At 58.0% G+C, this 24818-nt stretch carries 24 protein-coding genes; 13 read left to right on the top strand and 11 right to left on the bottom strand.

Annotated features, from left to right (window positions below):
* Positions 1-96: 96 nt before the first annotated feature.
* Together rhlB and ACP7BE_RS17545 are read right to left on the bottom strand one after the other, a co-directional pair.
* The gene (rhlB, locus tag ACP7BE_RS17550; protein ID WP_095018212.1) at positions 97-1593 is read right to left on the bottom strand and encodes an ATP-dependent RNA helicase RhlB; all 1497 of its coding nucleotides are present in this window, start codon (positions 1591-1593) and stop codon (positions 97-99) included.
* Between the two features lie 86 nt (positions 1594-1679).
* Entirely contained in the window at positions 1680-2336 is a 657-nt protein-coding gene (locus tag ACP7BE_RS17545; RefSeq protein ID WP_095001215.1) for an alpha/beta hydrolase, read from the bottom strand.
* A 406-nt stretch (positions 2337-2742) separates the two neighbouring features.
* Between ACP7BE_RS17545 and ACP7BE_RS17540 the strand changes: the two genes are divergently transcribed.
* The 4 genes from ACP7BE_RS17540 to ACP7BE_RS17525 all read left to right on the top strand — a co-directional run bounded on the left by ACP7BE_RS17540 (position 2743) and on the right by ACP7BE_RS17525 (position 6906).
* Entirely contained in the window at positions 2743-3774 is a 1032-nt protein-coding gene (locus ACP7BE_RS17540; RefSeq protein WP_095001216.1) for an amino acid ABC transporter substrate-binding protein, read from the top strand.
* Positions 3775-3839: 65 nt separating this feature from the next.
* On the top strand, positions 3840-5021 hold the full coding sequence (locus ACP7BE_RS17535; RefSeq protein WP_095001217.1) for an amino acid ABC transporter permease: 1182 nt from the start codon (positions 3840-3842) through the stop codon (positions 5019-5021).
* 10 nt (positions 5022-5031) lie between these two features.
* Complete coding sequence (locus ACP7BE_RS17530; protein WP_095001218.1) at positions 5032-6129, top strand: amino acid ABC transporter permease; 1098 nt, start codon at positions 5032-5034, stop codon at positions 6127-6129.
* Between the two features lie 12 nt (positions 6130-6141).
* Complete coding sequence (locus tag ACP7BE_RS17525; protein ID WP_095018210.1) at positions 6142-6906, top strand: amino acid ABC transporter ATP-binding protein; 765 nt, start codon at positions 6142-6144, stop codon at positions 6904-6906.
* 67 nt (positions 6907-6973) lie between these two features.
* Here the strand turns inward: ACP7BE_RS17525 and ACP7BE_RS17520 are convergent, their stop codons facing one another.
* Positions 6974-7444 (bottom strand): type II toxin-antitoxin system MqsA family antitoxin, encoded by a 471-nt coding sequence (locus ACP7BE_RS17520; protein WP_130872002.1) that lies wholly within the window; start codon positions 7442-7444, stop codon positions 6974-6976.
* Positions 7441-7752 (bottom strand): type II toxin-antitoxin system MqsR family toxin, encoded by a 312-nt coding sequence (locus ACP7BE_RS17515; protein ID WP_095023048.1) that lies wholly within the window; start codon positions 7750-7752, stop codon positions 7441-7443. The genes ACP7BE_RS17520 and ACP7BE_RS17515 overlap by 4 nt, the downstream gene beginning before the upstream one ends.
* A gap of 165 nt (positions 7753-7917) precedes the next feature.
* Between ACP7BE_RS17515 and ACP7BE_RS17510 the strand changes: the two genes are divergently transcribed.
* The 4 genes from ACP7BE_RS17510 (at position 7918) to ACP7BE_RS17495 (ending at position 10689) form a co-directional block, all read left to right on the top strand.
* Positions 7918-8577 (top strand): FadR/GntR family transcriptional regulator, encoded by a 660-nt coding sequence (locus ACP7BE_RS17510; protein ID WP_095001222.1) that lies wholly within the window; start codon positions 7918-7920, stop codon positions 8575-8577.
* The gene (locus ACP7BE_RS17505) at positions 8567-9886 is read left to right on the top strand and encodes a CynX/NimT family MFS transporter (protein ID WP_426106666.1); all 1320 of its coding nucleotides are present in this window, start codon (positions 8567-8569) and stop codon (positions 9884-9886) included. The genes ACP7BE_RS17510 and ACP7BE_RS17505 overlap by 11 nt, the downstream gene beginning before the upstream one ends.
* A 66-nt stretch (positions 9887-9952) precedes the next feature.
* Entirely contained in the window at positions 9953-10423 is a 471-nt protein-coding gene (locus ACP7BE_RS17500) for a nuclear transport factor 2 family protein (protein WP_095018208.1), read from the top strand.
* Entirely contained in the window at positions 10420-10689 is a 270-nt protein-coding gene (locus tag ACP7BE_RS17495) for a GIY-YIG nuclease family protein (RefSeq protein ID WP_095001393.1), read from the top strand. Before ACP7BE_RS17500 ends, ACP7BE_RS17495 begins: the two co-directional genes overlap by 4 nt.
* A gap of 116 nt (positions 10690-10805) precedes the next feature.
* Here the strand turns inward: ACP7BE_RS17495 and ACP7BE_RS17490 are convergent, their stop codons facing one another.
* Both ACP7BE_RS17490 and yejK read right to left on the bottom strand, forming a co-directional pair.
* Complete coding sequence (locus ACP7BE_RS17490) at positions 10806-11156, bottom strand: glutaredoxin family protein (protein WP_016781886.1); 351 nt, start codon at positions 11154-11156, stop codon at positions 10806-10808.
* A complete protein-coding gene (gene yejK, locus ACP7BE_RS17485; RefSeq protein ID WP_095001225.1) occupies positions 11156-12160 on the bottom strand; it encodes a nucleoid-associated protein YejK in 1005 nt (334 codons plus the stop codon). Before yejK ends, ACP7BE_RS17490 begins: the two co-directional genes overlap by 1 nt.
* Before the next feature lie 386 nt (positions 12161-12546).
* On the opposite strand from yejK, the gene ACP7BE_RS17480 reads away from it, so the two are divergent.
* Positions 12547-12828 carry an HU family DNA-binding protein gene (locus ACP7BE_RS17480; protein ID WP_003440137.1) on the top strand — a complete coding sequence of 94 codons (282 nt, stop codon included), beginning with the start codon at positions 12547-12549 and terminating at the stop codon, positions 12826-12828.
* Positions 12829-12961: 133 nt separating this feature from the next.
* Here ACP7BE_RS17480 and rlmF read toward each other — a convergent pair whose 3' ends face one another.
* The 5 genes from rlmF to ACP7BE_RS17455 form a co-directional block, all read right to left on the bottom strand.
* Positions 12962-13978 (bottom strand): 23S rRNA (adenine(1618)-N(6))-methyltransferase RlmF, encoded by a 1017-nt coding sequence (gene rlmF / locus ACP7BE_RS17475; protein WP_095001226.1) that lies wholly within the window; start codon positions 13976-13978, stop codon positions 12962-12964.
* A gap of 89 nt (positions 13979-14067) precedes the next feature.
* Entirely contained in the window at positions 14068-16914 is a 2847-nt protein-coding gene (locus ACP7BE_RS17470; RefSeq protein ID WP_095001227.1) for a valine--tRNA ligase, read from the bottom strand.
* Between the two features lie 172 nt (positions 16915-17086).
* Positions 17087-17482 (bottom strand): DNA polymerase III subunit chi, encoded by a 396-nt coding sequence (locus tag ACP7BE_RS17465; protein WP_095001228.1) that lies wholly within the window; start codon positions 17480-17482, stop codon positions 17087-17089.
* A 7-nt stretch (positions 17483-17489) separates the two neighbouring features.
* Positions 17490-17942: a DNA polymerase III subunit chi gene (locus ACP7BE_RS17460; protein ID WP_095001229.1), complete on the bottom strand. Its 453-nt coding sequence runs from the start codon at positions 17940-17942 to the stop codon at positions 17490-17492.
* A 59-nt stretch (positions 17943-18001) separates the two neighbouring features.
* On the bottom strand, positions 18002-19492 hold the full coding sequence (locus ACP7BE_RS17455) for a leucyl aminopeptidase (RefSeq protein WP_095001230.1): 1491 nt from the start codon (positions 19490-19492) through the stop codon (positions 18002-18004).
* 310 nt (positions 19493-19802) lie between these two features.
* Here ACP7BE_RS17455 and lptF point away from each other — a divergent pair, with 310 nt between their 5' ends.
* From lptF to lepB, 4 genes are all read left to right on the top strand, one after another.
* Positions 19803-20921 carry an LPS export ABC transporter permease LptF gene (lptF, locus tag ACP7BE_RS17450; RefSeq protein WP_095001231.1) on the top strand — a complete coding sequence of 373 codons (1119 nt, stop codon included), beginning with the start codon at positions 19803-19805 and terminating at the stop codon, positions 20919-20921.
* The gene (gene lptG, locus ACP7BE_RS17445) at positions 20914-21975 is read left to right on the top strand and encodes an LPS export ABC transporter permease LptG (protein ID WP_095001232.1); all 1062 of its coding nucleotides are present in this window, start codon (positions 20914-20916) and stop codon (positions 21973-21975) included. The genes lptF and lptG overlap by 8 nt, the downstream gene beginning before the upstream one ends.
* Before the next feature lie 161 nt (positions 21976-22136).
* On the top strand, positions 22137-23936 hold the full coding sequence (lepA, locus tag ACP7BE_RS17440) for a translation elongation factor 4 (protein WP_095001233.1): 1800 nt from the start codon (positions 22137-22139) through the stop codon (positions 23934-23936).
* Between the two features lie 5 nt (positions 23937-23941).
* Positions 23942-24796, top strand: a complete 855-nt coding sequence (lepB, locus tag ACP7BE_RS17435) for a signal peptidase I (protein WP_095001234.1) — start codon at positions 23942-23944, stop codon at positions 24794-24796.
* Positions 24797-24818: the final 22 nt, after the last annotated feature.

Here is a 24818-nt window from a genome sequence, read left to right as displayed (position 1 = left end):
GCAGGCTGCGATAAGGGCCGCAGGCCCTTCAAAAAGCGGGGCCGCTTCGCAGCCCATCGCAGCCTCGTGCCTCGGCAGCGGCTACAGACTTGCGTATCAGGCCGTTGCAGTCGGGTCCTGCGGTTTGCGCACAGCGCGTACGACAGGGCGCAGCAGCTCGGCTGGCGGCGTTTCGCAGCTGATTTTACGACCTAGCAGGGCTTCGATCGACGGCAGCTGGTACGAGTCGTCTTCACCGGCAAAACTGATCGATACACCGCTGGCGCCAGCACGGCCGGTACGGCCAATACGGTGTACATAGTCGTCCGGCACTTCAGGCAGGGTGAAGTTGATCACGTGGCTGATGCCATCAATGTGGATGCCACGACCTGCAACGTCGGTAGCTACCAGCACGCGGATCTTGCCTTCGCGGAAGCCTTCCAGGGTCTTGATACGTTTGTGCTGCGGTACATCCCCCGACAGTTGCGCCGCGTTGATACCGTCACGTACCAGGCGCTCTTCGATGCGGCGCACTTCGTCCTTGCGGTTGGCAAATACGATCACCCGTTCCCAGCCATTGTCGTTGACCAGGTTGAACAACAGCTTGTACTTGTCGGCACCGGCGACGGCATAGACGTGCTGCTCAACCATGTCACTGGCGACGTTGACCGCTTCGATCTCGACGATGGCAGGGTCTGTGGTCCATTGCTTGGCCAGGTTCATCACGTCCTCGGTAAAGGTCGCGGAGAACAGCAGCGTCTGACGTTCGGCTTTTGGTGGCGTTTGACGAATGATCTGGCGTACTTGCGGGATGAAGCCCATGTCCAGCATGCGATCGGCTTCGTCGAGCACCATCACTTCGACCATGTCCAGATGCACTTCGCCGCGCTGGTTGAAGTCCAGCAGACGGCCCGGTGTGGCCACCAGAATGTCGCAATGGCGGGCTTCAAGCTGCTTGAGTTGCTTGTCGAAGTCCATGCCGCCCACGAATGTCATGACATTGAGGTCGGTGTACTTGGTCAGGTCGGCCGCGTCCTTGGCGATCTGCACCACCAGCTCACGGGTCGGCGCGATGATCAGAGCGCGTGGTTCGCCCATGTAACGCTCTTTTGGCGGCGGCGTCTGGGTCAACTGGCTAATGATCGAGATCAGGAACGCAGCCGTCTTGCCCGTACCGGTCTGGGCACGGCCAATGGCGTCACGCCCGCTCAGGGTATAGCCCAGTACGCCTGCCTGGATCGGCGTGCAGTAGGGGAAACCAAGGTCCTGGATGGCGTGCATCAGCTCGGGGGCGAGCTTGAAATCGTGAAAGCGGACTTTGCCTTCTTGTGGCTCGACGGCGAAGTCTTCGAGTTTCCAGGGAATGACCGGTGGCTTGGGGGCCGCCTCACGCCGTGGCTTGGCAATTTTGGGTTTTTCGATACGCGGTTGTTCAGCAGCGGATTGTGCGTCGGGAATGTTCACCGGCTCAGGGGCTGGAACAGGAGCAGAGCGGCCAGGTTGTTGCGCGTCGGTTCGCGCTCTGGCGTTGCCTGGAGGTGTAACGGAAGCTGGCGCGAGCGGCTCAGCCTCGCTTTTACCGAATATTTTTTTAAGTGCTTTGAGCACGGTCATCTCATCAGTTGGTTAAGGAGTATACGCCGGGCAGTGTAATGCAAGTCGGGCGCTCGGCGTGTAGTGAACGACGGGATGTTTCGGTTTTAGCTCAGATGTTTCGTCAGCCAGGTACCGATATCGCTTATTTCCTCTGGTAACACTTCATGGCCCATTGGGTACTCCTGCCATGTAACGGACACACCTGCGGCTTTCAAATGCTCATAAGCCGTACGACCCATAGCGTTTTGGACTACATCATCGTACTGCCCGTGCAGGCACAAAGCCGGGATTCGCTGCTGGCTGGCCGACAATGGCAGGCCTTCGTTGAAGGTTGGCGCATAGGTTGAAAGGGCAATAACGCCACCCAGTGGGCCCTGCCATTTCAAATAAGCGGTATGGAAAACCACGGCGCCACCTTGTGAAAACCCGGCCAGAAAAATCCGGCTGGCGTCGATACCGCTCTGGCGCTGGGCTTCGATCAAGGCAATGACCATGTCGGCCGACTCTTCGAGCTCTTCTTCACTGATCGAGCGGGCAGGACTCATGGCCTTGATGTCGTACCAGCTAGGCATGGCATAGCCGCCATTGATGGTCACGGCGCGGGTTGGAGCCTGCGGCAATACAAAGCGCGTGGTCAGCAACGACTGTTGCAGGATCTCAGCCACCGGCATGAAGTCATAACGGTCGGCACCCAGACCGTGGAGCCAGATAACACAGGCGTCTGCGGTTTTTTGAGGCTGGATGATCAGGGGTTGGGTCATGGCTGCTCCATCGTTGTGCATGTGCGCAAATCGGGTGCGCTACAAATGTGCTTGATCGACTAAGGATTACAGAATATGTCGCATGCTTGAACGTTTTTTCCTGCATTACCTACTGAACTTACTTAGGGGCCAAGAGTGGTACGCGCCTTGCTATGTGGACAGTGGCGTGAATGCGCCCCCTTTGGACGGTAACACTAACAGGGGGGGCTGCAAAAATCCCGAGGTTGGAGTTAGACAAGGAATTCAACAGCTCAAGTGAGCGCTTCAGTTTGACGGTTCGTGCGATGCACCCATCGCTCAAGGCTTATGCCGCTTGACCCAATAAAAAGCCAACATGGGTCAACAGTGCCTCACAAGGGGGCGGCGGGCCTTGTTCAAACACAAAAAAGCAGCACTGGAGGTTTGAATGAAGCAATTGAAATCCACCCTGGCTTTGGCCACAGCAGCCATCGTGTTACTCAGTGCCAGCGGTTTTGCCCACGCAGGCGCGACCCTGGACAGTGTCAAGAAGAAAGGTTTTGTGCAATGTGGCGTGAGTGACGGTTTACCGGGCTTTTCGGTACCGGATAAAGACGGCAAGATCATGGGGATCGATGCGGATGTCTGTCGTGCAGTGGCCGCCGCAGTGTTTGGCGATGCTACCAAGGTCAAGTTCAGCCAGTTGAACGCCAAGGAGCGTTTCACCGCGCTGCAATCGGGCGAAGTCGATGTGTTGTCGCGCAATACCACCTGGACCAGTTCCCGTGATGCGGGCATGGGCATGGTGTTCGCGGGCGTGACCTATTACGACGGCGTCGGCTTTCTGGTCAACAACAAGCTGGGGGTAAAAAGTGCCAAGGAACTGGACGGTGCAACCATCTGTATCCAGGCCGGCACGACTACCGAGCTGAATGTGTCGGATTACTTCCGCGCCAATAACCTCAAGTACACCCCGATCACCTTCGACACCTCTGATGAAAGCGCCAAGTCTCTGGAAAGCGGCCGTTGCGACGTGTTGACCTCCGACAAGTCCCAGTTGTACGCACAGCGTAGCAAGCTGGCCAACCCGAGCGACTATGTCGTATTGCCTGAAACCATCTCCAAGGAGCCTCTGGGGCCTGTCGTGCGCAAGGGCGACGAAGACTGGTTCAGCATTGTGAAGTGGACCCTGTTCGCCATGCTCAATGCTGAAGAAGCCGGCATCACCTCGAAAAACGTTGTGGCTGAAGCCAAATCCACCAAAAACCCGGATGTCGCCCGCTTGCTGGGTGCTGACGGCGAATACGGCAAAGACCTGAAACTGCCAAAAGACTGGGTGGTGCAGATTGTCAGCCAGGTGGGTAACTACGGTGAAGTCTTCGAGAAAAACCTCGGTAAAAACACGCCTCTGGCCATCGACCGCGGGCTGAACGCTCTGTGGAATAACGGCGGCATTCAATACGCACCCCCTGTGCGCTGATAGCCCTTTCATCCGGCAGGCCAACTGCCGGGTGATGTTGTCTGATCCATTGTTAGGGGCACTTCATGCAAATTAAAGTCGGCGCACCCAAGCCCAGGCTCAGCCTCGGCGATCCACGTGTGCGTGCGTGGTTATTTCAGATCGTCACCGTCGCGCTGGTGGTCTTTATGGGCTGGTATCTGTTCAACAATACCCAGACCAACCTGCAACATCGCGGCATTACTTCGGGTTTTGACTTTCTGGAGCGCAGTGCCGGGTTTGGCATTGCGCAGCATTTGATTGATTACACCGAGTCCGACAGTTATGCGCGGGTCTTTCTGATCGGGTTGCTCAACACCTTGCTGGTGTCCGTGATCGGTATCGTCCTGGCGACGATCCTGGGGTTTATCATCGGCGTGGCACGCCTGTCGTCGAACTGGATGATCAGCAAGCTGGCAACGGTGTATGTGGAGATCTTTCGCAATATCCCGCCATTGCTGCAAATCCTGTTCTGGTACTTCGCGGTCTTCCTGACCATGCCAGGGCCACGCAACAGCCATAACTTTGCCAACACCTTCTATATGAGCAGCCGTGGCCTGAACATGCCGGCCGCAGTGGGTACGGATGCCTTCTGGCCGTTTGTGGCCAGTGTGGTGCTGGCTATCGTGGCCGTGGTGCTGATGGTCCGTCGGGCCAACAAGCGCTTTGAAGACACCGGCGAGCCATTTCACAAGTTCTGGGTCGGGCTGTTCTTGCTGCTGGCGATTCCTGGCCTGTGCGTGTTGCTGTTCGGTACCCCGGTGCACTGGGAGATGCCACAGCTCAAGGGCTTCAACTTTGTCGGTGGCTGGGTGCTGATCCCGGAACTGTTGGCGCTGACCATTGCGTTGACGGTGTACACCGCGGCCTTTATTGCCGAAATCGTACGGTCGGGGATCAAGTCCGTCAGTCACGGTCAGACCGAAGCCGCCCGCTCGCTGGGGCTGCGCCCGGGGCCGACGCTGCGCAAGGTAATCATCCCGCAAGCGCTGCGGGTGATCATTCCGCCTTTGACCAGCCAATACCTGAACCTGGTGAAAAACTCGTCGCTGGCGGCGGGCATCGGTTATCCGGAAATGGTTTCACTGTTTGCCGGCACGGTACTCAACCAGACCGGGCAAGCGATTGAAGTCATTGCCATCACCATGAGCGTGTACCTGGCCATCAGCATCAGCATTTCGCTGCTGATGAATTGGTACAACACGCGCATTGCGCTGATCGAGCGATGAGGACTGGACTATGACGACTCATGTTTTCAAACCCGACATGCCGCCGCCGGGCAACCGCATCGGTATTGTCGCCTGGGCGCGGGCAAATCTGTTTTCCAGCTGGCTCAACACCTTGCTGACCCTGTTTGCCTTTTATCTGGTCTGGCTGATCGTGCCGCCGCTGCTGAGCTGGACGGTTTTCGATGCCAATTGGGTAGGCAGCACGCAAGCTGATTGCACCAAAGAGGGCGCTTGCTGGGTGTTTATCCAGCAGCGTTTTGGCCAGTTTATGTATGGCTATTACCCGACCGGGCTGCGCTGGCGGGTTGACCTGACGGTATGGCTGGCCGTGGTGGGTGCGGCGCCGTTGTTTATCTCGCGCTTCAAGCACAAGGCTATCTACGGGCTGGGCTTTTTGGTGGTGTACCCCATCCTGGCGTTTACCTTGCTCCACGGCGGCTATCTGGGCCTGACTAACGTGGCTACCAGCCAGTGGGGCGGCCTGATGCTCACGCTGGTGATTGCCACGGTAGGTATTGCCGGCGCCTTGCCACTGGGGATTTTGCTGGCCCTGGGCCGCCGCTCGGACATGCCGGCCATTCGCGTGGTGTGCGTGACTTTTATCGAGTTTTGGCGCGGCGTTCCGCTGATTACCGTGCTGTTTATGTCTTCGGTGATGCTGCCGCTGTTTCTGCCCGAGGGCATGAACTTCGACAAATTACTGCGGGCCTTGATCGGCGTAATCCTGTTTCAGTCGGCTTATGTGGCGGAAGTGGTGCGTGGCGGTCTGCAAGCCATCCCCAAGGGTCAGTACGAGGCGGCTGCGGCCATGGGCCTGGGCTACTGGCGCAGCATGGGCCTGGTGATTTTGCCGCAAGCCTTGAAGCTGGTGATCCCCGGCATCGTCAACACCTTTATTGCCCTGTTCAAGGACACCAGCCTGGTGATCATCATCGGTCTGTTCGACCTGCTCAATAGCGTCAAACAAGCCGCCGCCGACCCGAAATGGCTGGGTATGGCCACTGAAGGCTATGTGTTTGCTGCCCTGGTGTTCTGGATTTTCTGTTTTGGTATGTCCCGCTACTCCATGCATCTGGAGCACAAGCTGGACACTGGCCACAAGCGTTAGGAGTAGTGCGACATGAGTGAAGCAATCAAAAAGCCAGCAAGCTCTGAAGGCATTATTCAGATGCTGGGCGTCAACAAGTGGTACGGCCAGTTCCATGTGCTAAAGGACATCAACCTCAACGTCCAGCCGGGCGAGCGTATCGTCTTGTGCGGGCCTTCGGGCTCCGGCAAGTCAACCACCATCCGTTGCCTCAATCGCCTCGAAGAGCACCAGCAGGGACGCATCGTGGTCGACGGTGTAGAGCTGACCAACGACATCAAGCAAATCGAGACGGTGCGGCGTGAAGTGGGCATGGTGTTCCAGCACTTCAACCTGTTCCCGCACCTGACCATTCTGCAGAACTGCACGCTGGCGCCAATGTGGGTACGCAAGATGCCCCGGCGTCAGGCCGAAGAAATTGCCATGCATTATCTGGAACGGGTGCGTATTCCGGAGCAGGCGCACAAGTTCCCGGGGCAGTTGTCGGGTGGTCAGCAGCAACGTGTGGCAATTGCCCGGGCGCTGTGCATGAAACCGAAAATCATGCTGTTCGATGAGCCGACTTCAGCACTTGACCCGGAGATGGTCAAAGAGGTGCTGGACACCATGATCGGCCTGGCGGAAGACGGCATGACGATGCTCTGCGTAACCCACGAAATGGGCTTTGCGCGCACCGTGGCCAACCGGGTGATCTTTATGGACAAGGGCGAAATCGTGGAGGAGGCCGCCCCGAATGACTTCTTCGACAACCCGCAAAATGACCGGACCAAACTGTTCCTGAATCAGATTTTGCATTGATCGGGACTTGTAGCCGCTGATGATCGCAGCCTCGCTGCGCTCGTCAGCGGCTACAAAACCAAAGGTGTCAGTTTTCGCGCTGCTGCTGTTTTTGCACCAGCAGCGCATTGATGTCTGCACACTCGTTGATGGCTTGTAATTCGCGGACCAGTTCGGGGTGGCGATCGAGCAGTCGCATCAACACAAACAAGGGTTTTGGTGGCTCCACCTCGGCCCGTTCATAACGACTGAACGCATTGTGGCCGCCCCCCGACAGCAACTGCACGGCATTTTTTTGGGTGAAGTGAAGCTTGCGGCGGATACGCTTCATTTCTTCCGCCATAACCCGTTTGGCATCTTCTACCAGTTCGTCGCCAGCCTGGGCATATAGCTCTGCGCTGGGTGCATCAAATTCGACCTCGGCGCACTCGGTGCATTCGTGCCCGTCCAGGCCGTGCACCACCCGGTTCAATTGCTTGAAGTTCACATTGAAGCTGCGGCCCTTGAACGCTTGCATGGCATTGGCGGCGCCGCAGGTGCAGCAGTCATTTTTGCTCATGATGTTTTCTCCTTGAAAGCGATGACCGGCGGCCCTCCGCAGGGGCGATACGTCACCTTGATAGAGATGGCCAAACCGTAGGCCTGTGCGTGATATACGTCCTGCCAGACCTTGTGGTCGGCGTGGGTCGACATCGATTTGTACAGCGCACTGCGCTCCAACGAGGTAATGACCCTCTGCATTTGTGCGAGGACCAGGCCCAGGCTTCGTCCACCATCCAATGCGCTTTTGGTAAAGGCGACAGCGCCAAGCCGTTGTACATCGGCTTGAATGCACTGGAGGTTGTAGTGAGGTGTTTTCTTTTCCATAAGAGGCAGCCTCGATGCAATCAAAATTACCCTTAAAGGGTTTTTTGTTCAAGGGTGAACAAGGTTTTTTAGGGGGCTTTTAATCTGTAGTTGATTGCTCGTATGGAGGTGTCTGAGTAACATGTCGGAAAATTCATCCTATGATTGGATGAAAAGGCGAATTAAATGACAGACGCTTCTCCCATCATCAAACGCTCGCTGGTCGACCAGGCTCTGGAGCAACTGCGTGCGCGAATAAACAACGGTACCTGGGAGGTGGGTCAGCGTTTGCCAACCGAGCCCGAGCTGGCTACGCAATTGAACATCAGTCGTAACACTGTGCGTGAAGCCATGCGCGTGCTGGCATTTGCCGGGCTGATAGAGATTCGCCAGGGCGATGGCAGCTACTTGCGCAGCCGTGTCGACCCGATGGACACGCTGCGCGCGCTGTCATCCTGCTCTCTGGAGCAGGGCCGGGAGATGCGTCACATCATTGAGGTTGAAGCCGCTGGCCTGGCCGCCCTGCGCCGCACGGACGAGGACTTGCGCCTGCTGCATCAGGCGCTGGACGCCAGTGGCCAGCACTATCACGGTGAACTCGATACCTATATTTGCTGTGACCTGGTGTTTCACCAACGACTGATTGATGCCGCCCACAACCCGGCCCTGAGCGAGCTCTACCGCTTTACCTCAAGCGTCTTGACCAATCATTTGCGCAAGACCATGGACGTCCATCCGCGTCGTCAAGTGGTGTTCGACCTGCACGTTGATTTACTGGAAGCCGTAGAACAACAAAACCCGCAACGGGCCATGGCGCTGTGCCGGACGTTGATCAATGAACCTTGAGCCGGAGCACGCCATGAGCCACCCTTCGTCAATTTCCAATGCCAGCGTCGAGCCCGTTCGTCATCTCGATGAGCTGGAAGAATTGCTGATCGACGCTGAAATTGACGACGAGCAGGTTCAGCACACTGCGCCTGTTGTCTTGCGTCCGTGGTTATTGCTCCTGGGGCTGGTGCTGGTGGCCTTGAACCTGCGCCCCGCGCTGTCGAGCATGGCGCCGTTACTGGGTGAGGTGTCTGACAGACTGGGCTTGTCTGCGGCGCAGGCTGGCCTGTTGACCACGTTGCCCGTGCTGTGCCTGGGGCTGTTCGCGCCCCTGGCGCCAATCCTGGCGCGGCGTTTTGGTACCGAGCGGGTAGTGCTGGGGATTTTGCTGACGCTGGGCGGCGGGATCGTTCTGCGCAGTTGCCTGGGCGAAGTGGGGCTGTTTACCGGGAGCATTCTGGCGGGGGCCAGTATCGGCGTCATCGGTGTGTTGTTGCCGGGCATCATCAAGCGTGATTTCGCCGGGCATGCCGGAACCATGACCGGCGTTTACACCATGGCCCTGTGCCTGGGTGCGGCACTGGCGGCAGGGGCCACGGTGCCCCTTAGCGAGTCACTGGGGCAGAGCTGGGCAATGGGGCTTGGCTTCTGGGCCTTGCCCGCATTGCTTGCGGTTGTTTTCTGGCTGCCACAGGTGGGCAAGCGTCAGGGCACGCACAACGTTGCTTACCGCGTGCGTGGCTTGTTGCGTGACCCGTTGGCCTGGCAAGTGACGCTCTATATGGGGCTGCAATCCTCGTTGTCCTACATTGTTTTTGGCTGGTTGCCGTCAATCCTGATTGGTCGCGGCCTGACGCCTACCCAGGCGGGGCTGGTGATGTCCGGCTCGGTTATCGTGCAATTGATCACGGCGCTGACGGCACCGTGGCTGGCCACGCGGGGTAAAGACCAGCGGCTGGCAATCGTGCTGGTTATGGGCATGACCCTGGCCGGGCTGTTTGGTTGCCTTTATGCGCCTATCGATGGCTTGTGGGGCTGGGCGATTGTGCTGGGCCTGGGGCAGGGCGGTACATTCAGCCTGGCCTTGACCATGATCGTGCTGCGCTCGCGCGATGCCCATGTCGCCGCCAATCTGTCGGGCATGGCCCAGGGCATTGGTTACACCGTGGCATCGATGGGGCCGCTGGCGGTGGGCGTGGTGCATGAAGTGACGGGTGGCTGGAGTGCCGTGGGCTGGATATTTGCAGTCATCGGTCTGGGGGCCATCGTCGCCGGGCTTGGCGCCGGCCGTTCACTGTATGTGAATGTACAAAGCGAGAAAGTCTGAGGCCCATAGTGTTTCTGTTCATGGCAGATTATCGTGCTCTGATTCCAGACCTGTACGGACCCTGCCATGAGCCAAGACCACCAAGCATTGATCACTCGTTTCTACCAGGCCTTCCAGCGGCTTGATGCCGAGGCAATGGCTGACTGTTACACCACTGACGTGGTGTTCAGCGACCCTGTGTTTGGCGAGCTGCGTGGCCACAACGCCGCTGACATGTGGCGCATGCTGACCTTGCGGGCCAAGGATTTCAGCCTCACCTTCGATCAGGTTCAGGCTGACGGCCAGCATGGCAGCGCGCACTGGGTGGCGACCTATGTGTTTGGCCAGACCGGCGCCACGGTGGTCAATGATATCCAGGCACGGTTTGTGTTTCGTGATGGCAAGATTTGCGAGCATCACGACCATTTCGATCTGTGGCGCTGGTCGCGTCAGGCACTGGGCACCAAGGGCCTGTTGCTGGGGTGGACACCGCTGGTACAAAACGCCATTCGGGCGCAGGCGCAAAAAGGGCTCAAGGCCTTTCAGGGCAGCCGCTGAAAGTGGTCGAGAAACCCTGGTTTGTGTACCTTGTGCGGGCCGCTAATGGCTCTTTGTATTGCGGTATCAGCGATGACCCGGTGCGCCGTTTTGCCAAGCATCAAACGGGCAAGGGCGCGCGTTTTTTTGCTTCAAGCCCGGCAGTGGCGCTGGTGTATGTCGAATCCTGGCCGGACAAGGGTGAAGCGTTGCGCCAGGAGCGATTGATCAAGAAACTCAGGAAGAGTGCCAAGGAGTGTCTGGTGCAAAGTCAGAAGCTGGAGTGATTTTCCTGTGGGAGCGGGCTTGCCCGCGATGGTATCTCTGCGGTTTGTCTGGCTGACCGCAGCGCCTGCATCGCGAGCAAGCCCGCTCCCACAGAAATTGAACAGTTGTTCCCGGCTTATTTCAGTGCCGCCAATATCGCATCGGGCTTGAAGTCGCGAATCAGCGTGCCGTTTACATCCAGTATCGGAATGCCGCGCCCGCCCAGCGCCTCGTAAGCCTGGCGGGCACTGGCATCCTTGTCGATATCGAATTCCTTGAACGGTATGCCTTTCTCATCCAGGAACCGCCGAGTGGCCTTGCAGTAGCCGCACCACTCGGTGGAGTACAACACCACCCGGGCGCTGGCCCGGGTTTGCTCACTGACGACACCCGAAGGGTTGAGCACGCGCTCGATCTTGCCCCAGTTCTGAAAGATGACCACCACCACCAGAACAAACAGGACTTTCTTCAAGATACCGTTGAGCATTACTTGCTGCGCTTGAGCTGATCGAGCAGTTGGGTCGGCAAGCCCTTGATCACCAGCGTACCGGCTTCTTCGTCGAACTCGACCTTGGAGCCCAACAGGTGTGCCTCAAAGCTGATAGAGAGCCCCTCAGCGCGCCCGGTGAAGCGACGGAACTGGTTCAGGGTGCGCTTGTCAGCAGGGATTTCGGGGGACAGGCCGTAGTCCTTGTTACGGATATGATCGTAGAAAGCCTTGGGGCGTTCTTCGTCGATCAACTCGGACAACTCTTCCAGGCCCATGGGTTCGCCGATTTTTGCCTGACTGCTGGCGTAATCGACCAGGGTCTTGGTTTTTTCCCGGGCGGACTCTTCCGGCAAGTCTTCGCTTTCTACGAAGTCACTGAAGGCCTTGAGCAGGGTACGGGTTTCGCCCGGGCCATCGACACCTTCCTGGCAGCCGATAAAGTCGCGGAAGTACTCCGAAACCTTCTTGCCGTTTTTACCTTTGATAAACGAAATGTATTGCTTGGACTGCTTGTTGTTCTGCCACTCGGAAATGTTGATCCGTGCGGCCAGGTGCAGCTGGCCAAGGTCCAGATGGCGCGAAGGCGTCACGTCCAGCTCCGAGGTCACGGCAACGCCGTCGCTGTGGTGCAGCAGGGCGATGGCCAGGTAGTCGGTCATGCCTTGCTGGTAATGGGCGAACAGCACGTGGCCGCCAACGGAAAGGTTGGACTCTTCCATCAGTTTTTGCAGATGCTCGACGGCGACGCGGCTGAACGCCGTGAAGTCTTTACCGCCATCGAGGTATTCCTTGAGCCAGCCGCTGAACGGATGCGCGCCGGACTCGGCATGGAAAAACCCCCAGGCTTTACCTTGCTTGGCGTTATAGCTTTCGTTGAGGTCAGCGAGCATGTTCTCGATGGCTTGAGACCCGGCCAGTTCAGAGTCACGGGCGTGGAGAACTGCGGGCGTACCGTCGGGTTTTTTGTCAATCAAGTGGACGATGCAATGACGGATCGGCATGGGCTTCTCGGTGTGTAATGAGAGGGCAGGGTGCACACCCCGCAAAGGCGCCAAGTGTACCGCACCTGAGCCTCGGGTCGGGGTTTGGGGGGCTTGAGGGCGCCCTGGACGGTTTTTTTACCGTTTTAAGGCCATAAAGCTGACCAAAAGCCCAGGTAGAGGCGGATATTTAACTGTCTCTGTGCTAGTTTTGCCCGGTCTTGCGCTCGGAAACGGCGTAAAGCGTGCATTCAGCATGTGTCAGGTCGAACCAAACCCCGTTTTAGCTATCTACATCCGCGATTCGTCGTGAAAGCTGGCGGGTGTGCCAGACCCTTGAGATCTGGCTCGATGGCTGACATTGCACTCTGCAAACCAAATGAATTTGATAGGGAAGGAACATCTCAATGGCTATTACTAAAGACCAACTGATCGCTGATATCGCTGAAGCTATCGACGCGCCGAAAACTACCGCGCGTAACGCTCTGGACCAACTGGCCCAGATCGTTGCTGATCAATTGGAAAATGGCGGCGAAATCACTCTGCCAGGTATTGGCAAACTGAAAGTGACCGAGCGTCCTGCCCGTACTGGCCGTAACCCTTCGACTGGCGCAGCCATCGAAATCGCAGCCAAAAAAGTTATCAAGCTCGTTGTGGCCAAAGGCCTGACTGACGCTGTTAACAAGTAAGACTGCTGTAAAAAAGCCGCGCTTCGGATTACTCCGAAGCGCGGCTTTTTTATGCCTGCAAATCTTGTAGCAGCTGCCGAACGCAGCCTCGCGCAGCTCGGCAGCTGCTACGAGGTTTTGCATATTTACAAGATTACTTCCAGTTCTTCTCGCGCCACAGCTGTTGCTGTTCTTTGTCATGGAATGTCCAGGCGACAAAGCGGCTTTGCTTGTTGCCCTGTGACATGTCGACCACCTGGCTTTCACGCACACCGGCTTTTTTCAGTGCGGTCTGGATCGCCGGCAAGTTGGACGCCTTGGACACCAGTACGCTGAACCACAGCACCTGACGGCCCACTTGCACGCTTTCGCGAATCAGCTGGGTCACAAAGCGCTGCTCGCCCCCTTCACACCACAATTCGGCCGCCTGACCGCCAAAGTTCAGAACAGGCAGTTTGCGCTTGGGATCAGCCTTGCCCAGTGCGCGCCATTTACGCTCGCTGCCGCGCGTTGCTTCATCGATCGACGCATGAAAGGGCGGGTTGCACATGCTCAGGTCAAAACGCTCGGCGCTGTCCAGGACGTCCAGCAAGATCTTCTTCTGATCGGGTTGCAGGCGCAGGCTGATGGCTTTGTTCAGGCCGTTGGACTGCACGATCGCCTTGGCCGCTTTAACGGCTGTAGGGTCAACTTCGGTGCCCAGGAACTGCCAGCGGTATTCGCTGTGACCAATCAGCGGGTAAACGCAGTTTGCGCCCATACCGATGTCCAGCACGCGCACGCTCGGGCCACGCGGGATGACGCCATCGTTCATGGTGGCCAGCAGGTCGGCCAGAAAGTGCACGTAGTCAGCGCGACCGGGCACAGGCGGGCACAGGTAGTCAGCCGGAATGTCCCAGTGGGCGATACCGTAGAACGCCTTGAGCAGCGCACGGTTGAATACGCGCACGGCATCCGGGTTGGCGAAGTCGATGCTTTCTTTGCCGTACGGGTTGATGATCACGAACTCTGCCAGCTCAGGGCAGACCGAAATCAACTGCGGGAAGTCGTAACGGCCCTGATGACGGTTACGTGGGTGCAGGCTTGGCTTGACCCGTGGCTCAGCCGGCTTGGCGTCGCTGACAGCCTTGGGCTTGTGGCGTGTGGCTTTGGAAGTGCGTGGGGTTGTCATGTTCAATTCATTCCACAAAAGCAATCGCGGGCAAGCCCTTAGTTCCTTTCAGAGCTAAGGGCTTGCCCGCGATCAGGTGCGCAGCTTTATTACAGGCTGGAAATCCGCGCGTGCTGTTCGGCCAATTTGCTCAAGGCTTGTTCGGCTTCGGCTAACTTGGTTCGTTCTTTTTCGATGACTTCGGCCGGAGCTTTGTCAACGAACGCGGCGTTAGAGAGTTTTCCACCTACGCGGGCCACTTCGCCGTTCAGACGCTGGATTTCCTTGTCCAGACGCGCCAACTCTGCATCTTTGTCGATCAGGCCGGCCATGGGCACCAGCACTTCCATCTCGCCTACCAGTGCGGTAGCCGACAGCGGTGCTTCGGCGCCCTCTTGCAGCACGGTGATCGCTTCGAGTTTAGCCAGCTTTTTGAGCAAGGCATCGTTCTCGGCCAGACGGCGTTGATCTTCGCTGCTGACGTTTTTCAGGTAGATCTGCAAAGGCTTGCCCGGGCCGATGTTCATTTCGCCACGGATGTTGCGAATACCCAGCATCAGGCCCTTGAGCCATTCGATATCGTCTTCGGCGGCCTGGTCGATGCGCGCTTCGTTCGGTACCGGCCACGGTTGCAGCATGATGGTCTTGCCTTCAGCACCGGCCAGCGGCGCGATGCGCTGCCAGATTTCTTCGGTGATGAATGGCATGAACGGATGCGCCAGGCGCAACGCCACTTCCAGCACCCGAACCAGCGTACGGCGAGTGCCGCGCTGACGTTCTACCGGGGCGTTTTCGTCCCACAGCACAGGCTTGGACAGTTCCAGGTACCAGTCGCAGTACTGGTTCCAGATGAACTCGTACAGCGCTTGCGCCGCGAGGTCGAAACGGAACTGGTCGAGGTGACGGGTCACTTCTGCTTCGGTGCGCTGCAGCTGCGAGATGATCCAGCGGTCAGCCAGCGACAGTTCGTAGGCTTCGCCGTTCTGGCCGCAGTCTTCGCCCTTGTCCAGCACGTAGCGTGCGGCGTTCCAGATCTTGTTGCAGAAGTTGCGATAGCCTTCGACGCGGCCCATGTCGAACTTGATGTCACGGCCGGTGGACGCCAGCGAGCAGAACGTGAAGCGCAGGGCGTCGGTACCGTAGCTGGCGATGCCGTCGGCGAATTCGTCGCGGGTCTGCTTCTCGATTTTCTTCAGCAGTTTTGGCTGCATCAGGCCGGTGGTGCGTTTGGCCACCAGGTCTTCGAGCTCGATGCCGTCGATGATGTCCAGCGGGTCCAGGACGTTGCCCTTGGACTTGGACATCTTCTGGCCTTGACCGTCACGGACCAGGCCGTGGACATACACGGTCTTGAACGGAACTTGCGGGGTGCCGTCTTCGTTTTTCACCAAATGCATGGTGAGCATGATCATCCGGGCAACCCAGAAGAAAATGATGTCGAAACCGGTAACCAGCACGTCAGTGGAGTGGAAGGTTTTCAGTGCTTCGGTTTTTTCCGGCCAGCCGAGGGTGGAGAACGTCCACAGACCCGAACTGAACCAGGTGTCGAGCACGTCGTTGTCCTGTTGCAAGGCAACGTCCGGGCCCAGGTTGTTCTTGGCGCGTACTTCGGCCTCGTCGCGGCCTACATAGACTTTGCCCGACTCGTCGTACCAGGCCGGAATGCGGTGGCCCCACCACAGCTGACGGCTGATGCACCAGTCCTGGATGTCGCGCATCCACGAGAAGTACATGTTTTCGTACTGTTTAGGCACGAACGCGATGCGCCCGTCTTCCACGGCAGCAATGGCAGGCTCTGCCAGAGGCTTGGTCGACACGTACCACTGGTCAGTCAGCCACGGTTCGATCACGGTGCCCGAACGGTCGCCTTTCGGCACTTTCAGGGCGTGATCATCGACGCTGACCAACAGGCCGGCTTCGTCGAAATCAGCGACAATTTGCTTGCGCGCTTCGAAGCGGTCCAGGCCTGCATACTTGGCCGGCAGGGTACCGTCGATGGACTCGTTCAGCGTGCCATCGAGGTTGAACACCTGGGCAGCAGGCAGCACGGCGGCGTTTTTATCGAAGATGTTGAGCAGCGGCAGGTTGTGACGCTTGCCGACTTCGTAGTCGTTGAAATCGTGGGCCGGGGTGATTTTCACACAACCGGTACCGAATTCAGGATCGCAATAATCGTCCGCGATGATCGGAATGCGGCGGCCAACCAGCGGCAGCTCGACAAACTTGCCGATCAGGGCCTTGTAGCGCTCGTCTTCCGGGTTTACCGCAACAGCTGCGTCGCCCAGCATGGTTTCCGGACGGGTGGTAGCAACCACCAGGTAGTCCAGGCCTTCGGCGGTCTTGGCGCCGTCAGCCAGCGGGTAGCGCAGGTTCCACAGGAAACCTTTCTCGTCGTGGTTTTCCACTTCAAGGTCGGAGATGGCCGTGTGCAGCTTGGTGTCCCAGTTGACCAGGCGCTTGCCACGATAGATCAGGCCGTCTTCGTGGAGGCGCACGAAGGCTTCCTTCACGGCTTCAGACAGGCCGTCATCCATGGTGAAGCGCTCGCGGCTCCAGTCTACGGACGAACCCAGGCGACGGATCTGACGGCTGATGTTGCCGCCGGACTGATCTTTCCATTCCCAGATCTTGTCGAGGAATTTTTCACGACCCAAATCGTGGCGGTTCAGGCCTTGTGCTTCGATCTGACGCTCGACCAGCATCTGGGTGGCGATGCCCGCGTGGTCGGTACCCGGCTGCCACAGGGTGTTGCGGCCCTGCATGCGACGGAAACGGATCAGGGCATCCATGATCGCGTTGTTGAAGCCGTGCCCCATGTGCAGGCTGCCGGTGACGTTCGGCGGCGGAATCATGATGGTGTACGGGTCGCCCGCGCCTTGCGGGGCAAAATAATTCTCTTCTTCCCAGGTTTTGTACCAGGAAGTTTCAATGGCGTGCGGCTGGTAGGTCTTATCCATGCGCGGCGGGACCCTATTGGCATTAATTCAGGAAAGCCGGCAAGTATAGCGGGGTGGGACTGCGCGGGGAACCTATTGCTGTTGTGGGAGCGGGCTTGCTCGCGATACGGGCAACCCGGTGCATCGGCTTCATTAAGGTGCTGCAATCGCGAGCAAGCCCGCTCCCACAGGGTCAGCTTTGATGTTGGGCGAGCAGACGCTCCATGTGGGCATCAAGGCGGCGCTTGATCTCGGTTTCGATGTGCGGGGCGAAGTCGTTGATCACGTCCTGCATGATGGCCTGGGCAGCAGTGCGCAGCTCTCGGTCCAGGTGCGCAAGCAGTGCGTCAGGGGCTTTCTCCGTCGCGGGCGCCGGGGTGATGCCGACCAGCGGTATTTGCGTGGGCACCGGCTCCGGCTCTGGTTCATCGCTGATAACTTCGTCGAGCAACGGGATCTGTTCGTCGGGCCGACCTACCATCTCTGTCAGCAGCGGCGGTTGCAGCCCCTCATCGCCGAGCAGCTTGCGAATGGACTCAAGATCATCAAGCAGGTGTGCAGCTTTTTGCGGCGAATTGGAGGTGTCCATCGTGTGCTCAGAGTCGTTGTAACTTGTGGTCCTGCAGAGGATAGCCCTGTTCTCGGTAGAAACGGAAACTCTCCCGTGCAGCCTGTCGCACGGCGGGGTCTTCGACCACCACTTCGGCCACGCGGGCGAAGCGCTTGAAAAAGTCGGGGACTTTGAGGTCCAGGTTGATCAGTAAGTCTTGGTGGCTTGCGGGTGCATCCGTACAGCCCATGACCACGACGCCATCGGGTTGGTCTTCAGTGTTGCTGTGGGGCACGAAGCTTTCGCCCTTGAAGCGCCACAGGCGTTCATCCAGGTCCTGGCGCTGGGCACTGTCAGAGCAATGCAGATACACGCGATGGCCCAGGCGCCAGGCCTTCTCGGTGAGTTTGCAGGCAAAATCCAGCCGCGCAGAGGGTTCGGCGCTGGGCAGGATATAAAAGTCGATCTTGGTGAGTTCTTGGTTTGCTTCGGGGGTCATTGCGATTCCTGAATCGGGACTGCGCCGCCCTCAAGCGGCGCAGTCTTCGATTGTCAGCTTCAAGCGTTGGCGCGATCCAGCAGGTACTGGGTCAGCAGGGGCACTGGGCGGCCACTTGCGCCCTTGTCCTTGCCGCCGCTGACCCATGCCGTGCCGGCGATGTCCAGGTGCGCCCAGTTATAGGCCTTGGCAAAACGCGACAGGAAGCAGCCAGCAGTGATGGCGCCGCCTTTAGGCCCGCCAATGTTGGCCATGTCGGCGAACGGGCTGTCCAGTTGTTCCTGGTACTCGTCGAACAGCGGCAGTTGCCATGCACGGTCGTCGGCTTGCTTGCCGGCTTCCAGCAACTGGTTGATCAGGTCGTCGTTGTTGCCCATCAGGCCCGAGGTGTGAGCGCCCAATGCAACCATGCAGGCGCCGGTCAGGGTGGCGATGTCGATCACGGCCTGTGGCTTGAAGCGCTCGGCGTAGGTCAGGGCATCACACAGCACCAGACGGCCTTCGGCGTCGGTGTTGAGGATTTCGACCGTCTGGCCGCTCATGGTCGTCACGATGTCGCCCGGGCGTGCCGCGCCGCCGCTAGGCATGTTTTCAGCACAGGCCAGAATGCACACCAGGTTGATCGGCAGTTTCAGCTCGAGTACGGCGCGCAGGGTGCCGAACACGCTGGCAGCACCACCCATGTCGTACTTCATTTCATCCATGCCGGCGCCCGGCTTGAGGCTGATGCCGCCGGTGTCGAAGGTGATGCCTTTACCTACCAGTACGTACGGTTTTTCGGATTTTTTGCCACCGGCGTAGTTCATCACGATCAGACGAGGCGGCTGGTCGCTGCCCTGGCCTACAGCGTAGAACGCGCCCATGCCCAGATCCTTGATCTTTTTCTCGTCAAGGATTTCGACTTTCAGGCCTTTGAACTCTTTGCCCAGGTCCTTGGCCTGCTCGGCAAGGAAGCTCGGGTGGCAGATGTTTGGCGGCAGGTTGCCCAGGTCGCGGGTGAACGCCATGCCGGCGGCAATTGCCTGGGCGTGGGTCACGGCGCGCTGCACTTCAGCCTGCGCGGCCTTGATGGTCAGCAGGGTGATTTTTTTCAGGGCGCGGGGTTCGGCCTTCTGGCTTTTGAAACGGTCGAAGGTGTATTCGCCGTCTACGAGGGTTTCGGCCAGCAAGCGGGTCTTGCTGTAGCTGTCGCGGCCCTTGACCACCAATTCGTCCAGTGCGAACACCGCATCGCTACCGCCCAGGCCTTTGAGTACACCCAGTGCGCCGCTGATGATTTTGCGGAACGGGCGATCGCCCAGTTCTTCATCCTTGCCGGTACCCAGCAGCAGCACGCGCTCGGCTTTGAGGTTGGGCAAGCTGTGCAACAGCAGGCTTTGACCGGTTTTGCCGGCCAGGTCGCCGCGCTTGAGGACTGCGCTGATGGCGCCACCGGTGAGTTCGTCGAGGGCTTTGGCGGTTGGGCCGAGCTTGCGGCCTTCGCCGATGGCGACCACCAGAGTGGCCGTTTTCAACGTTTCTGGGCTAACGCTTTTTACAACCAGTTCCATGTCCGGGTCCCTGAGTCAAATGGTCAACATGCGCACAAACAGTTCTGTTTGTTTGCTTATATAGAAGAAGCGCTTCACCTGTGATCAAGGCTGGCGTCAAGGCGGGCAGTTTGAACCCCGTCGGAGGAGCCTGACAACCCCGGTTTAGGGCCAAGTTGCCACTTTCAAGACTGTGCAGTGACAGGGGAGGGCATTCACAGGATAATGCGCCATCTTTTTAGACGGCCCATCTCATCTATGATGAGGTATGTGCCGACTCGTTATGCTGTTTGTTTGGCCGCCTTAGCCTGACGACCCTGGAGTGTCTGGTTTGATCGTCTTCCGTTATCTGTCCCGCGAAGTCCTGCTTACATTGAGCGCTGTCAGTGCTGTGCTGCTGGTCATCATCATGAGCGGTCGCTTCATCAAATATCTGGCCCAGGCCGCCTCGGGCGCCCTGGACCCGGGTTCGTTGTTCCTGATCATGGGCTTTCGCCTGCCGGGCTTCATGCAGCTGATCCTGCCTCTGGGGCTGTTCCTGGGCATTCTTCTCTCTTATGGTCGCTTGTACCTTGAGAGCGAAATGACCGTGCTGTCGGCCACCGGCATGAGTCGTCAGCGGTTGCTGGCCATGACCATGGCACCGGCTGCGCTGGTCGCGCTGATCGTGGCCTGGCTCAGTCTGAGCCTGGCCCCGCAGGGCAACAATGAATTTCAGCTGCTGCTCAACAAGCAGGATGCCCTGACCGAATTCGACACCCTGGAGGCCGGGCGCTTCCAGTCGCTGAGTGACGGTACGCGGGTGACCTACACCGAAGAATTGAGCAATGACCGCAGCCTCTTGTCCGGCGTATTCATTTCGCAGAAGAAACTCGGAGAAGAGGCCAAGGATCGCAGTATTTCCGTGCTGCTGGCCGAGAAGGGTCATCAGGAAGTGCGTCCTGACGGCAGTCGCTGGCTGGTGCTGAACAATGGCTATCGCTATGACGGCAATCCTGGGCAGGCCGATTATCGGGCAATCAAGTACGACACCTATGGTGTGCTGCTGCCCAAGCCGGAAGTCAGCAATGAAGTGACAGACCGCGATGCGATCCCTACCGCAAGCCTTCTCGGCAGCACGGATCCTCGCGTGGTTGCCGAGCTGCATTGGCGGATTGCCTTCCCCGTGCTGGTCTTTATCGTGACCTTGATCGCAGTGCCGTTATCGCGGGTCAATCCGCGTCAGGGGCGCTTCCTCAAGTTGTTGCCGGCGATTCTTCTTTATATGAGCTACCTGAGCATGCTGACCTGGGGCAAGGGGCTTCTTCAGGATGGCAAGACCCCGATGGCGCTGGGCCTGTGGTGGGTGCATGGGCTGTTCCTGATCATTGGCCTGGGGTTGATGTACTGGGAGCCGCTGCGCTTGAAACTGGCAAGTCGCCGTAGTGCCGAGGAGATGGCCCGTGGTTAAGCTCGACCGCTACATTGGTAGCAGTGTGTTGTTGGCGATTCTGGCCGTGTTGGGGATCATCCTCGGGCTGGCCCTGCTGTTTGCCGTGATCGACGAGATGCGCAGTCTCAGCAGCACCTACACCGTTCTGGATGTGTTCAGTTTTGTCATGCTGACTGCGCCCCGACGCCTGTATGAAATGTTGCCGATGGCAGCGTTGATTGGCTGCCTGATCGGTTTGGGCGGCCTGGCCAGCAACAGTGAGCTGACCATCATGCGTGCCGCAGGTGTGTCCCTTGGGCGCATCGTCTGGGCCGTGATGAAGCCGATGCTGGTGCTGATGGTTGCAGGGGTGCTGATTGGCGAATATGTGGTGCCTGCCACGGAAAACATTGCCCAGGCCAACCGCGCGCTGGCCCAGGGCGGTGGTGACTCGCAAAGCTCCAAGCATGGCTTGTGGCACCGCCAGGGTGATGAGTTTATCCATATCAACGCCGTTCAGCCCGATGGCCTGCTTTACGGTGTGACCCGTTATCGCTTCGACAAAGACCATCAGATGCAGTCGGCAAGCTTTGCCAAAAAGGCCCAGTACCACCAGGGCGACTGGCAGTTGAGTGATGTGAGCACCACTCTTTTTCATGGCGACAGCACTGAGGTAGTCAAGGCGCCTGAAGAAAAATGGGACGTGTCGTTGAGCCCGCAACTGCTCAATACCGTGGTCATGGCGCCCGAATCGCTGTCGATTTCCGGGTTGTGGAACTATATCCACTACCTCAAGGATCAGGGCCTGAACAACGGCCGTTACTGGCTGGCTTTTTGGGTCAAGGTGTTGCAGCCGCTGGTGACTGCTGCGCTGGTATTGATGGCCATATCTTTCATCTTCGGCCCGTTGCGCTCTGTTACGCTGGGGCAGCGGGTTTTTACCGGGGTGCTGGTGGGGTTTACCTTCAAGATCGCCCAGGACCTGCTGGGGCCTTTGAGCCTGGTGTTCGGCTTCTCGCCGCTGTTTGCGGTGCTGCTGCCGGCTTCCATTTGTGCCGTGGCCGGTATCTGGCTGTTACGTCGGGCGGGTTGAGTAGCGCTCATTGAGCCAATCAAGAGCCTCTATCTCGCGATAGGGGCTTTTTTGTAGGTGCCCATTGGCCTGTGAACGTGACGCTTGGCGCGATGTTCAGGTACAATTCCCGGCTATTTTTCGGCGGGCAGTCTGCCTGCGACTTTTTTGAGTGTTGACCCGTGAGTGATCTGAGTCATATCCGCAATTTCTCCATCATCGCCCACATTGACCATGGCAAGTCGACGCTGGCCGATCGTTTCATCCAGATGTGCGGTGGCCTGACTGCCCGCGAAATGGAGGCCCAGGTACTGGACTCCATGGACCTCGAGCGTGAGCGCGGGATCACCATCAAGGCCCACAGCGTCACCTTGTATTACACGGCCAAAGACGGTAATACCTACCAGTTGAACTTCATTGATACCCCGGGCCACGTTGACTTCACCTACGAAGTTAGCCGTTCCCTGGCGGCCTGTGAAGGTGCGTTGCTGGTGGTCGATGCGGGGCAGGGTGTAGAAGCCCAGTCCGTAGCCAACTGCTACACCGCGATTGAGCAGGGCCTGGAAGTCATGCCGGTGCTGAACAAGATCGACCTGCCACAGGCTGATCCTGATCGCGTTAAGGAAGAAATCGAAAAAATCATTGGCATCGACGCCACTGATGCCGTGACCTGCAGTGCCAAGACCGGCCTGGGCGTGGACGAGGTGCTTGAGCGCCTGGTACACACCATTCCTGCGCCGACCGGCAATATCGAAGATCCGCTGCAAGCGTTGATCATCGACTCCTGGTTCGACAACTACCTGGGCGTTGTGTCCCTGGTTCGCGTGCGCCACGGCCGCGTGAAAAAGGGCGACAAGATTCTGGTCAAATCCACCGGCAAGATCCACCTGGTGGACAGCGTTGGTGTATTCAACCCGAAACACACCGCCACTGCAGACCTGAAAGCCGGTGAAGTAGGTTTCATCATCGCCGGTATCAAGGACATTCACGGTGCGCCAGTGGGCGATACCCTGACCTTGAGCACGACTCCGGATGTTGATGTACTGCCCGGTTTCAAGCGTATTCAGCCTCAGGTATACGCGGGCCTGTTCCCGGTTAGCTCCGATGACTTCGAAGACTTCCGTGATGCGTTGCAAAAACTGACGCTGAACGACTCTTCGCTGCAATACACGCCAGAAAGCTCTGACGCACTGGGCTTCGGCTTCCGTTGCGGCTTCCTGGGCATGCTGCACATGGAGATCATTCAGGAGCGCCTGGAGCGCGAGTACAACCTGGACCTGATCACCACTGCGCCAACCGTAATTTTCGAACTGCTGCTCAAGACCGGTGAAACGATTTACGTCGATAACCCGTCCAAGCTGCCAGATCTTTCAATGATTGAAGACATGCGCGAGCCAATCGTGCGTGCCAACATTCTTGTGCCTCAGGAGCACCTGGGTAACGTCATTACCCTGTGCATTGAAAAACGTGGCGTGCAGCACGACATGTTGTTCCTGGGTACCCAGGTACAAGTGACCTACGATTTGCCGATGAACGAAGTGGTTCTGGACTTCTTCGACCGTCTCAAATCCACCAGTCGCGGCTATGCTTCGCTTGATTACCACTTCGATCGTTACCAGTCAGCTAATCTGGTCAAGCTCGATGTGCTGATCAACGGTGACAAGGTAGATGCGCTGGCCCTGATCGTGCACAAGGAAAACGCGCACTACAAAGGTCGCCAGTTGACCGAGAAGATGAAAGAACTGATTCCGCGCCAGATGTTCGACGTCGCGATCCAGGCCGCCATTGGCGGGCAGATCATTGCACGGACCTCCGTCAAGGCACTCAGAAAGAACGTACTGGCCAAATGCTACGGTGGTGACGTTAGCCGTAAGCGCAAGCTGTTGGAAAAGCAAAAGGCCGGTAAAAAACGCATGAAGCAAGTGGGCAACGTGGAAATTCCACAAGAAGCCTTCCTTGCAGTGCTCCGTTTGGATAGCTAGGTCCTATGTCACTAAATTTCCCGCTGTTGCTGGTCATTGCTGTTGCCGTGTGCGGTTTGCTGGCGCTGCTCGATTTGGTCTTCCTGGCTCCGCGCCGGCGCAAGGCCATTGCCAACTATCAAGCCAGCGTTACGCCGGTTGATATGCAGGTAGTCGAAAAGCTCAACAAGGAGCCGCTGCTGGTTGAATACGGCAAGTCGTTCTTTCCCGTGTTGTTTATCGTGCTGGTGTTGCGTTCGTTTCTGGTTGAGCCGTTCCAGATTCCGTCCGGCTCGATGAAACCGACCCTGGATGTGGGCGATTTCATTTTGGTGAACAAGTTTTCGTACGGGATCCGCTTGCCGGTACTCGACACGAAAATCATCGAAGTGGGTGATCCGAAGCGGGGCGATGTGATGGTGTTTCGCTACCCAAGCGATCCGACAGTCAACTACATCAAGCGTGTAGTTGGCCTGCCGGGCGACAAGATCCGCTATACCAGCGACAAGCATCTTTATGTCAACGACCAACTGGTTGCCGAGCAACTGGTCAAGGCCGAGCCTGGAACCCTGGGCAGTGCCGAGTTGTACAAAGAGAAGCTGGGCGAAGTCGAGCACATGATCCGCAAGGAAATGAGCCGCTATCGTGCGCCGCCTGACAAGGAGTGGACGGTTCCGGCCGGGCATTACTTCATGATGGGTGACAACCGTGACAATTCGAACGACAGCCGTTACTGGGATGATCCGAACATTCCCAAAGACGAGCTGGGCATGGTTCCCGACAAGAATATTGTCGGCAAGGCCTTCGCTGTTTGGATGAGCTGGCCGGAACCCAAGGCGAGCAACCTGCCGAACTTCTCGCGGGTTGGTCTGATCAAGTAGCCAGAACGGCGCTGTTTATAAC

Source organism: Pseudomonas sp. TWR1-1-3 (genome assembly GCF_049896805.1).
Lineage (GTDB): Bacteria > Pseudomonadota > Gammaproteobacteria > Pseudomonadales > Pseudomonadaceae > Aquipseudomonas > Aquipseudomonas bubulae.
The sequence above is the reverse complement of the archived record's forward strand: the minus strand, read 5'-3'. Positions and strand labels throughout refer to the sequence as shown.

What these genes read in the sequence shown, in the direction of transcription:
- rhlB (WP_095018212.1), bottom strand. Translation starts at nt 1,593, where the DNA reads ATGACCGTGCTCAAAGCACTTAAAAAAATATTCGGTAAAAGCGAGGCT.
- ACP7BE_RS17545 (WP_095001215.1), bottom strand. Translation starts at nt 2,336, where the DNA reads ATGACCCAACCCCTGATCATCCAGCCTCAAAAAACCGCAGACGCCTGT.
- ACP7BE_RS17540 (WP_095001216.1), top strand. Translation starts at nt 2,743, where the DNA reads ATGAAGCAATTGAAATCCACCCTGGCTTTGGCCACAGCAGCCATCGTG.
- ACP7BE_RS17535 (WP_095001217.1), top strand. Translation starts at nt 3,840, where the DNA reads ATGCAAATTAAAGTCGGCGCACCCAAGCCCAGGCTCAGCCTCGGCGAT.
- ACP7BE_RS17530 (WP_095001218.1), top strand. Translation starts at nt 5,032, where the DNA reads ATGACGACTCATGTTTTCAAACCCGACATGCCGCCGCCGGGCAACCGC.
- ACP7BE_RS17525 (WP_095018210.1), top strand. Translation starts at nt 6,142, where the DNA reads ATGAGTGAAGCAATCAAAAAGCCAGCAAGCTCTGAAGGCATTATTCAG.
- ACP7BE_RS17520 (WP_130872002.1), bottom strand. Translation starts at nt 7,444, where the DNA reads ATGAGCAAAAATGACTGCTGCACCTGCGGCGCCGCCAATGCCATGCAA.
- ACP7BE_RS17515 (WP_095023048.1), bottom strand. Translation starts at nt 7,752, where the DNA reads ATGGAAAAGAAAACACCTCACTACAACCTCCAGTGCATTCAAGCCGAT.
- ACP7BE_RS17510 (WP_095001222.1), top strand. Translation starts at nt 7,918, where the DNA reads ATGACAGACGCTTCTCCCATCATCAAACGCTCGCTGGTCGACCAGGCT.
- ACP7BE_RS17505 (WP_426106666.1), top strand. Translation starts at nt 8,567, where the DNA reads ATGAACCTTGAGCCGGAGCACGCCATGAGCCACCCTTCGTCAATTTCC.
- ACP7BE_RS17500 (WP_095018208.1), top strand. Translation starts at nt 9,953, where the DNA reads ATGAGCCAAGACCACCAAGCATTGATCACTCGTTTCTACCAGGCCTTC.
- ACP7BE_RS17490 (WP_016781886.1), bottom strand. Translation starts at nt 11,156, where the DNA reads ATGCTCAACGGTATCTTGAAGAAAGTCCTGTTTGTTCTGGTGGTGGTG.
- yejK (WP_095001225.1), bottom strand. Translation starts at nt 12,160, where the DNA reads ATGCCGATCCGTCATTGCATCGTCCACTTGATTGACAAAAAACCCGAC.
- ACP7BE_RS17480 (WP_003440137.1), top strand. Translation starts at nt 12,547, where the DNA reads ATGGCTATTACTAAAGACCAACTGATCGCTGATATCGCTGAAGCTATC.
- rlmF (WP_095001226.1), bottom strand. Translation starts at nt 13,978, where the DNA reads ATGACAACCCCACGCACTTCCAAAGCCACACGCCACAAGCCCAAGGCT.
- ACP7BE_RS17470 (WP_095001227.1), bottom strand. Translation starts at nt 16,914, where the DNA reads ATGGATAAGACCTACCAGCCGCACGCCATTGAAACTTCCTGGTACAAA.
- ACP7BE_RS17465 (WP_095001228.1), bottom strand. Translation starts at nt 17,482, where the DNA reads ATGGACACCTCCAATTCGCCGCAAAAAGCTGCACACCTGCTTGATGAT.
- ACP7BE_RS17460 (WP_095001229.1), bottom strand. Translation starts at nt 17,942, where the DNA reads ATGACCCCCGAAGCAAACCAAGAACTCACCAAGATCGACTTTTATATC.
- ACP7BE_RS17455 (WP_095001230.1), bottom strand. Translation starts at nt 19,492, where the DNA reads ATGGAACTGGTTGTAAAAAGCGTTAGCCCAGAAACGTTGAAAACGGCC.
- lepB (WP_095001234.1), top strand. Translation starts at nt 23,942, where the DNA reads ATGTCACTAAATTTCCCGCTGTTGCTGGTCATTGCTGTTGCCGTGTGC.